The sequence below is a fragment of the Streptomyces sp. NPDC030143 genome (assembly GCF_055573695.1).
In genome coordinates this window covers 425542-434248 of sequence record NZ_JBVIAY010000004.1, presented here as the reverse complement: position 1 = coordinate 434248, position 8707 = coordinate 425542, and the positions used below count along the sequence as shown (strand labels likewise).

The following is an 8707-nucleotide window of genomic DNA, read 5'->3' as shown; positions in this document are numbered from 1 at the left end:
ACGGAAGCGGCCCCGAGCCCGCAGACAGACACCGACGTCCAGCGCTCACCCGCACGCCCCACACCGACCGCAACACCCACGAACGGACCGTCGACCACCCCGCAGACCCGGCCGAGCGACGCCCCCACACCCCCGGCAACCCCGACACCACAGCCCGGCACCGACATCCAGCGCTCACCCGCGCCCACCCGTACGGCGTCGAGTTCCCCACCGGGCGAGGGAACCCCGGCCGGCCGCCCCACACCCCAGCCCGCTGACGAGGTGTCGGCCCCCGAGTCCACCCGGCCCGCCGCAGACGCCACCCCGCTGCCCGGCGTCGACGTGCGACGGTCGCACACGCCCACCAGCACCCCCACGACCGCACCACCCGCGCCCAAGTTCTCGACCACCCCGCCCGCCGCAACCCCACGAACCCCCACGGCGATCACACCCGCGACCCCAACGGCCCGCACGCCGCACCCCGGCGTCGACATCCAGCGCACGCACACGCCCACCAGCACCCCCACGACCGCACCACCCGCGCCCGAGCCCCCGACCACCCCGCCCGCCGAAACCCCACGAACCCCCACGGCGAACGCACCCGCGACCCCAACGGCCCGCACCGACGTGCAGCGGTCGGGCTCGGCGGAGCGCGCCTCGGTGACGACTCCGCGGGCAGCGGGTGCCGTCCCCGAGCCGAAGGGCCGCCGGTCCGGTTCCGTCCCGTCCCTCGGGGGGAGCGTCCCACCCGGGCCCGTTCCCGCACGCCGTTCCGGCCTGGGCGCGCCCACCCGAGGTCACACGGGCGGCGCCGCCACACCCCCGCCCCCTCCCGCCGCGCCCGCTCCGCGTTCCCGTCCGGTACCGCCGTCGCCCGCGGTGCAACGCGCGATCTCGCCGGCCGCGAGCACCACCGATGCGCCGACCCGTCCGACCGGCGCGTCCGCAGGGCGCCCGCGTCCGCTCCTCGGCGCTCCTCTGCCCTCCCGTCCCTCGGACGCGGTGCCGCACACCGTGCCGGCGGTCGCACCCGCCGTACAGCGTGCTGCGAGCCACCCGAGACACCGCGCGACTCCGGAGAGCACATCGACGCCGAGCCCCACACCCGTCCCACGCACCGTCAGCACCCCCACGCCCACCCCGCCTTCCACCCCCGCGACGCCACTCCCGCCCCACCACACGGCCACCGCCCCCCAGCCGACCCGCAAGACCCCCGTGCGTCCCACGCCCACCCCCCTTTCCACCCCCGCGACGCCGCCCTCGCTCCCCCACACGGCCACCGCTTCCCAGCCGACCCGCAATGCCCCCGCGCGTCCCACGCCCGTCCCACGCACCGTCAGCACCCCCACGCCCACCCGCCTTTCCACCCCCGTGGCGCCCTCCACCCTCCAGCGCCGCACACCCTCCACCGCCGTCCCTCTCCGCTCCGCGGCAAGCCCCGTCCGCCCCGACACACCCCAGCCGGCCCCCAAGCCCCCCACCGGCCCTGCCACCCCCACCTCCGCGACTCCTCCCGCCCTCCAGCGCCTTGCACCTCCCCCGGCCGTTCCCCTGCGCCGCACCGCCCCCGGCGCCGGCCCCCGCCCCGTCGTCCAGCCCCGCCGCACGGCGACCCCTCCGACCACCACCGCGCCCACCCCCCAAAGCCCCGGCACCCCCGCCGCGCCGATCCCCCGAGGCCCCGCCACCACCGCACCGACCCCCCTCGCCGCCGTCCCGTCACTCACATCCCCGCCCCCGCCCCCGATGATCCAGCGCGCCCCCGCTCCCCGCGCCACGGCCGCCCCCACGGCCACCGCCAACACCACCACCCCCAAGCCACCTCCCTCCACGCCCACGCCGATCCCCACCCCCACCCCCGCTCCCCCCAAAGCCACCCCGCCCCCCTTCGACCCGCGCGCCCTGACCGACTTCCAGCTCGACGAGCTCACCCATCGCCTCACCGGTCGCATCACGCGGCTCCTCCGCACCGAACTGCGCCTGGACCGCGAGCGCATCGGCAGGCTCCGCGACCCCCGCCACTGACCGCCCGACCGCCGCACCACCCCACCCCGTCCCGACCGCCCACCGCCGACCGCCGACCGCCCCGCCCGATCCCCGTTCAGCCAGAAAGGCCCGCCCCCGATGCCCCGCGATCTCGACCCGGGCTCCACCGTCTTCTTCACCCTCACCATCGACGGCGAAAGCCTCGGGTACTTCAACGGGTGCGAGGGCCTGTCCTCCCAGGTGGAGATCGAGCACCGCCAGGAGGGCGGGAACAACGGCTTCGTCTGGCAGCTCCCCTCCCGCGTCACCTTCTCCACCATCCGCCTCACCCGCCCCCTCACCCCCGACACGACGAAGGTCGCCAAGTGGATCTCGTCGGTCACCACGGGCGTGACCCGCCCCACCGCCCAGATCGCCGCGCTGCGCGCCGACGGGTCGGAGGTCGCCCGCTGGGGCCTGATCGACGTGTTGCCGGTCAGCTGGCAGGGCCCGTCCCTGGACCCCGCTAACCCGGGTGTCGCCACGGAGGTCCTGGAGATCACCCACCACGGCTTCACGGACTGAGGGGAGCGCTCACCACCATGGCCAAGGGAAGCAAGGGGGGCGCCGGCAAGAGCCTCGTCCGTGCCACGCTCGCCATCCACGAACCGCCCGTCGGCACCAGCACCACTCCGGGCGGCCTGATCAAATCCTTCGGGTTCGACTTCAACCCGGCGCAACTGCAACTCGGCCGCCGCGCCCAGTGGAAGGTCACCCCGACCGCCGCCGTCCGCGACGGCTCCGTGCCGGAGTTCATGGGCCCGGAACCCCGGGAGATGACCGTCGAGATCTTCCTGGACTCCTCCGACGAGCCCGGCAGCAACACCGTGCTCAAGAAGGTGGAGTCCCTGCTCGAGTGCTGCGAGGTCACCTCGAAGAGCATCGCCGCCAAGCAGCCCTCGCCGCCGTGGGTCGTCTTCCAGTGGGGTTCGTTCTCGACCGCCCGCTTCACCGCCTACGTCAGCAGCGTCGACGTGACCTACTCCCTCTTCGGGACGACGGGCGTGCCCATCCGCGCCACCTGCCAGGTCCGTCTGCACGAGATCCCCAGCCGGACGAAGGGCCAGAACCCCACCTCCGGCGCGCTCACCGCGCGGCGCGTGCACCGTGTCGTCGCCGGGGACTCCCTCCAGTCCCTGGCCTGGCGCGAGTACGGCGACGCCGCCGCCTGGCGGTCCATCGCCGAGGCCAACGACATCGACGACCCCGCCCGCCTGCCCACCGGCACCGAACTCGTCCTGCCCGCCGCCGAGGAGGTGCGCTTCTGATGGTGCAGTCCGCCTACTCCAGCGTCGTCCAGGTCACCCTCGGCGGCAGCCCCCTCCCTCCCGACTTCGCGCCCCTCCTCGTCGAGGGCTGGGTGGACCAGGGCCTCGGGGTGCCCGCCGCGTTCCGGCTCACCTTCCGTGACCCCTACCGGCAGGTCCTCGGCAAGCTGGGCGTGCGGTTCGGCACGCCCGTCGTCATCACGCCCGTCGCCGACGGCAAGGGAGCCGGCGACCCCCTCCTCACCGGCGAGGTGTGCGGTCTGGAGGCCGACTACGACGGCACCGGCAGCTTCACCGTCGTCCGCGGCTACGACCACGGCCACCGTCTGATGCGCCAGCGCCGCGTCGCCGCGTACCGCAACCAGAGCGCCTCCGACATCGCCCGCCGGATCGCCGCCCAGGACGGCGTGCCCGTCGGCCGCATCGAGGCGACCCGGACGGTCTACGAGTTCATCAGCCAGGCCAACACCACCGACTGGGACTTCCTCGCCCGTCTCGCCGACGAGAACGAGATGGTCATGTCCGTCGACGCCAAGGGCCGGTTCCAGTTCCTCAGGCCCGACCCGGCCTCCGGCGCGCCGCCCGTCTCCACCCCCGGCGAGAAGAGCCCGTTCGTCCTCGAGGCCGGCACCGACATCCTGCGTCTGCGGGCCGCCGTCACCGCCGCCGAGCAGGTCGCCACGGTCGAGGCCCGCGGCTGGGACGTGACGACCAAGAAGAAGCTCACCGCCACCGCGCCCGCCCGCACCAACCCCGGCATCAGCATCGGTACGACGCCCGGCGAGGCCGCCGCCCGGTTCAAACCGGCCAGACTGGTCGACGCGCAGGTGCCCTACGACCGGCAGTCCGAGGTGAAGTTCGCCGCCGAGGCGCTCGCCGACGAGGTCACCGGCTCCTTCGCCGAACTGGAGGTCGTCGCGCGCGGCACACCCAAGCTGCGGCCCGGCCTGCCCGTGACCCTCGCCGACGTCGGCGCCCCCTTCGAGGGCAAGTACACGGCGACCTCCGTACGGCACGTCTTCGGCGACGGCCGGCACTACGAGGCCCAGGTCACCGTCAGCGGCCGGCAGTGGCGCTCGCTGTACGGGCTGGCGTCGGGCGGCGGGGGCCCGCAGAACGGCCTGCGTCTGCCCGGCACCGCCAACGCCCTGGTCACCGACGTGCAGGACCCCCTCAGGCAGGGCAGGGTCAAGCTCCAGTTCCCCTGGCTGGACGACGCCTACGTCAGCGACTGGACGCGCGTGGTGCAGTGGGGCGGCAAGGACGGCGGCTCGATCTTCCCGCTCGACGTCGGCGACGAGGTCCTGGTCGCCTTCGACCGGGGCGCCCTGGACCACCCGTACGTCATCGGCGGCCTGTACAACGGCAGGGACCTGCCGACCCCCGTGAAGGACGTCCCGCTGCACGACGGGGCGCGGCGCCGGGCCGCCCGGCACACCCTGTCCGACCGGGACGGCAACCGGGTCGACCTGCTCAGTCAGAAGACCGGCGGCGGCAAGCAGGGCGTCCGCGTGACCAGCGGCGACGACAAACTCGTCATCACCCTCGACCGGACGAGGACCGAGATCACCGTGGACAGCAAGGGCACGGTCAGCATCACGGGCAGCCGGTCGGTGTCGGTGGAGGCCGGCACGGACCTCACGCTCAGCGCGGGCCGCCGGCTGACCATCAAGAGCGGCGGGCCCCTCGACATCCAGGGCCGCGGCCTGGTCAACCTCAAGTCGCTCGGCGGCGCGGTGACGGTCGACGCGATGGGCGCCCTCAACCTCAAGGCCGTGGGCGCCGCCATGATCACCGCGGGCGGCACCCTCCAGGTCAACTCCGTCGCGAACGTGGGCATCCGGGCCGCCACGCTCCTGCTCCAGGGCGTGGTGATGGTCAACAACAAGCCGTATCCGCTGCCGTGACGGCCGAGCGGTTCCCCCGCACACCCAGGAGAAGGAGAAGGCAGGTGGTCCCCTGATGGCCGAACAGTTCGTGGGATCCGGCTGGGCGTTCCCCCTGCGCATCGGCCCCACCGGAGGCATCGCCCTGGTCAGCGGCGAACGCGAGATCGAGGAGGCGATCCGACTGGTCCTCGCGACCGCGCCGGGCGAGCGCCCGATGCGCCCGGAGTTCGGCTGCGCCATCCACGACCTGGTGTTCGCCCCGGTCAACGAGGCCACCGCCGGCCGCATCCAGCACGAGGTGCACACCAGCCTGGACCGCTGGGAGCCGCGGATCGAGGTCCACGACGTCGAGGTCACCGCCGGCGCCGAGCAGGGCGTCCTGTTCATCGACGTCCGCTACGCGATCCGCGGCACGAACAACCCGCGCAGCCTCGTCTTCCCGTTCTACGTCATCCCGTCCCACGACGAGCCGGACTCCGCCGGCTCCTCCGGTACGGCTCCCGAAAGCGACCGCTGATGGCCCTGCCCTCCCCCCACCTGGACGACCGCCGCTTCCAGCAGTTCGTCGACGACGCCAAGCGCTACATCCAGCAGCGCGCGCCGGAGTGGACCGACCACAACGTCTCCGACCCGGGTGTGACGCTCGTCGAGACGGTCGCCCACATGGCGGACCAGATCGTCTACCGCCTCAACCGCGTCCCGGACAAGAACCACCTCGCGTTCCTGGACCTGGTCGGCATCCGCCTGTTCCCGCCGTCGGCGGCCCGCACGGACGTCACGTTCTGGCTGTCGGCGCCGCAGGAGGAGACGGTGCTGCTGCCGACGGGCACCGAGGTGGCGACCGTGCGGACGGAGAGCGAGGAGGCCGTCGTCTTCGCGACGGAACGCGAACTGGCCGTCGTACCGAGCCGGTTGCGCCATCTCGTCGTGCAGCACCGGGGCGAGCCGGTCGCCGACCGGAGCACCGACCTCGCCGAGGGCAAGGACCTGCTGTGCTTCGCGGAGGCCCCGCAGCCCGGCGACTGCATGCTGCTCGGCCTGTCCGCGGCCGTCCCGCACTGTGCGGTCGCCCTCGAACTGGACAGCCGGGTGGACGGCGTCGGAGTCGACCCGCGCCAGCCTCCGCTGGTGTGGGAGGCGTGGACGGAGGACGGCTGGCAGGAGTGCGAGGTCGACCGGGACGGCACCGGCGGTCTCAACCGCCCCGGCGAAATCGTCCTGCACGTCCCCGGCGGGCACGTCCTGTCGCGTTCCGGCGGCCAGGAGGCCGGCTGGCTGCGCTGCCGCGTCACCGAGCCCCTCCCCGGCCAGCCCTTCTACACCACCTCCCCCACGGTCCGTTCGGCGGAGGCCTTCACGGTCGGCGGGACCGCCCCCACCGTCCACGCCGAGACGGTCCTCGACGAGGCGCTCGGCGAGTCGACCGGCCTGCCCGGCCAGCGGCTGCGCCTGGCCCACGCCCCGGTCGTCGGCGACGACCCGCCCCTGCTGCTGCAGACCGCCGGGCACGACGGCTGGGTGGACTGGCTGGTCGTCCCGCACTTCGCCGCCTCCGGCCCGGACGACCGCCATGTCACCCTCGACGCCACCACCGGCGAGATCGCCTTCGGCCCGTCCGTGCGCGAACCCGACGGCACGCTGCGCCAGTACGGCGCCGTCGCCCCCAAGGGCGCCGTGATCCGCGCCCGCCGCTACCGCACCGGCGGCGGCCGCGCCGGCAACGTCGCCCGGGGTGCCGTGCAGGTCCTGCGCACCTCCGTCCCGTACGTCTCGGAGGTCGTCAACCGCGAGGCCGCGCGCGGCGGGGTAGACGGCGAGACGGTGGACGAGGCGAAGGTACGCGCCCCGGTCACCCTGCGCGCCCAGGAGCGGGCGGTCACCCTGCGCGACTACGAGGAGCTGGCCCGCCGCGCCGCCCCCGAGACGGCCCGCATCACCTGCCTGGAGGGCGAACCGGACGCCCACGGCGCCTACGCCGTCCGGGTCCTGGTCGTCCCGCAGGCGGTCCCCGACCCCGGTGGCCGCCTGCGCTTCGAGCAACTCGTGCCCGGGGACACCCTGTTGGACCGCATCACCCGCCACCTCGACGAGCGCCGCCTGATCGGCACGCGGCTGGCGGTCGGCCCGCCGTACTACCAGGGGGTGACGGTCGTCGCGACGGTGCACGCCTTCCGGGGGGTGGACACCGACCGTGTCCGCCGCCAGGCCCACGACGCCCTCTACCGCCACCTCGACCCGCTCACCGGTGGCGCGGACGGCAGGGGCTGGCCCTTCGGCCGTCCCGTGCAGTCCGGCGAGGTCTTCGCGGTCCTCCAGCGTGTCCCCGGCGTCGAGCTGGTCGACCAGGTCGCGTTGCACCCGGCCGACCCGCTGACCGGGAAGCGCGGCGAGGCGACGGACCGCATCGACCTGTCCCCGCCCGCCCTGGTCTTCTCCTACGACCACCGGGTCCGAGTGATCGGGGACGGTTCGTGAGGGGCTCGGTCGACGGCCTGGGCTCGTCCGCGCCGCTCGGCGCCATGCTGCCCGCCGTCTTCGCCGACGACGACCTCGCCCAGCGCTTCGTCGCCGGGCTGGACGAGGTGCTCGCGCCGATCCTCAACGTCCTCGACTGTCTCCCCTCCTATTTCGACCCGGCCCTCGCGCCCGTCGACTTCACCCGCTGGCTGGCCGGCTGGGTCGGCGCCGAGACCGACGGCACGGAACCGGAGCCGAGACTGCGGGCCGCCGTCGCCGCCGCCGCGTATCTGCACCGGGTGCGCGGCACCCGGCGCGGTCTCGCGGAGACGATCCGGCTGGCGTTCGGCGTGGAGCCGGAGATCTCCGAGAGCGGCGGCGCCGAGTGGAGCGCCCGCCCCCTCGGCCCGTTCCCCGGCGACCCGCGCCCCCACCTCCACGTCACCCTCCGCCTGCCCGACCCCACCCCCGCGGACGAACACCGCCTGACCACCCTCGTGGCCGCCGCCCGCCCCGCCCACATGCCGTACACGGTCAAGGTGACCGCCACCGAAAGGACCCCGCAGCGATGACCACCCAGAACTGCACCGACTGCGGCACCCGGGCAGAACCGGGCCAGTCCTTCTGCGACGCCTGCGGGGCGGTCCTGAGCTGGAACACGCGGGGCCGCGCGGAGGCCGGGGCGTCCGCCGGTGCCGTGACGGCGAACGGCGCGGCCGGTGCGGGCGCCGGGTCCACGGCGTCCGCCCTGTCGCGGGCGGACGGTGACGGCGGGACGCCGGACGGCGGGTCCAGGGCGGCCGGCGCGTCGAGGACGTCCGCCGATCACGACGGCGCGACGCCGGCGGGCACACCCCACACTCCGACCGGCACCCGCACCGGCACCGGCACCGGCACCGGCACCGGATCAGGCACCGGCACGGCAGTGAGCGCACCCGCCGCCCCGGAAAGCCCCGCTCCTTCCTCCGCCCCGGCGTGGGGGGGGGGGGGGAGGGACCCCCCTGTTGGAAACTGGCAACACGAAACCACCACCACCCCCCCCAAAACAATCTAGGGACACACACCACCCCCAAACTGAAAGACAAGATA

General features: G+C 74.4%; 7 protein-coding genes and 2 pseudogenes (1 of these 9 cut by a window edge). 8 read left to right on the top strand and 1 reads right to left on the bottom strand.

Features of this window, described 5'->3' with window-relative positions; all coding sequences use genetic code 11:
• A pseudogene (locus tag ACZ4YY_RS10380) lies at window positions 1-506 on the bottom strand (hypothetical protein); the annotation flags it as partial.
• A 1219-nt stretch (window positions 507-1725) separates the two neighbouring features.
• On the opposite strand from ACZ4YY_RS10380, the gene ACZ4YY_RS10375 reads away from it, so the two are divergent.
• The 8 genes and pseudogenes from ACZ4YY_RS10375 to ACZ4YY_RS10340 form a co-directional block, all read left to right on the top strand.
• Complete coding sequence (locus ACZ4YY_RS10375) at window positions 1726-2004, top strand: hypothetical protein (RefSeq protein ID WP_468286379.1); 279 nt, start codon at window positions 1726-1728, stop codon at window positions 2002-2004.
• Between the two features lie 99 nt (window positions 2005-2103).
• Window positions 2104-2529: a phage tail protein gene (locus ACZ4YY_RS10370; RefSeq protein ID WP_468286376.1), complete on the top strand. Its 426-nt coding sequence runs from the start codon at window positions 2104-2106 to the stop codon at window positions 2527-2529.
• A 17-nt stretch (window positions 2530-2546) separates the two neighbouring features.
• A complete protein-coding gene (locus ACZ4YY_RS10365) occupies window positions 2547-3272 on the top strand; it encodes a CIS tube protein (protein WP_468286373.1) in 726 nt (241 codons plus the stop codon).
• On the top strand, window positions 3272-5179 hold the full coding sequence (locus ACZ4YY_RS10360) for a VgrG-related protein (RefSeq protein ID WP_468286368.1): 1908 nt from the start codon (window positions 3272-3274) through the stop codon (window positions 5177-5179). Before ACZ4YY_RS10365 ends, ACZ4YY_RS10360 begins: the two co-directional genes overlap by 1 nt.
• A 55-nt stretch (window positions 5180-5234) precedes the next feature.
• On the top strand, window positions 5235-5678 hold the full coding sequence (locus ACZ4YY_RS10355; RefSeq protein ID WP_468286365.1) for a GPW/gp25 family protein: 444 nt from the start codon (window positions 5235-5237) through the stop codon (window positions 5676-5678).
• Window positions 5678-7636: a putative baseplate assembly protein gene (locus tag ACZ4YY_RS10350; RefSeq protein WP_468286362.1), complete on the top strand. Its 1959-nt coding sequence runs from the start codon at window positions 5678-5680 to the stop codon at window positions 7634-7636. Before ACZ4YY_RS10355 ends, ACZ4YY_RS10350 begins: the two co-directional genes overlap by 1 nt.
• Entirely contained in the window at window positions 7633-8190 is a 558-nt protein-coding gene (locus ACZ4YY_RS10345) for a phage tail protein (protein ID WP_468286360.1), read from the top strand. Before ACZ4YY_RS10350 ends, ACZ4YY_RS10345 begins: the two co-directional genes overlap by 4 nt.
• A gap of 429 nt (window positions 8191-8619) precedes the next feature.
• Window positions 8620-8707, top strand: a pseudogene (locus ACZ4YY_RS10340) (NADase-type glycan-binding domain-containing protein) (it continues 1169 nt past the right edge of the window).

What these genes read in the sequence shown, in the direction of transcription:
- ACZ4YY_RS10375 (WP_468286379.1), top strand. Translation starts at nt 1,726, where the DNA reads ATGATCCAGCGCGCCCCCGCTCCCCGCGCCACGGCCGCCCCCACGGCC.
- ACZ4YY_RS10370 (WP_468286376.1), top strand. Translation starts at nt 2,104, where the DNA reads ATGCCCCGCGATCTCGACCCGGGCTCCACCGTCTTCTTCACCCTCACC.
- ACZ4YY_RS10365 (WP_468286373.1), top strand. Translation starts at nt 2,547, where the DNA reads ATGGCCAAGGGAAGCAAGGGGGGCGCCGGCAAGAGCCTCGTCCGTGCC.
- ACZ4YY_RS10360 (WP_468286368.1), top strand. Translation starts at nt 3,272, where the DNA reads ATGGTGCAGTCCGCCTACTCCAGCGTCGTCCAGGTCACCCTCGGCGGC.
- ACZ4YY_RS10355 (WP_468286365.1), top strand. Translation starts at nt 5,235, where the DNA reads ATGGCCGAACAGTTCGTGGGATCCGGCTGGGCGTTCCCCCTGCGCATC.
- ACZ4YY_RS10350 (WP_468286362.1), top strand. Translation starts at nt 5,678, where the DNA reads ATGGCCCTGCCCTCCCCCCACCTGGACGACCGCCGCTTCCAGCAGTTC.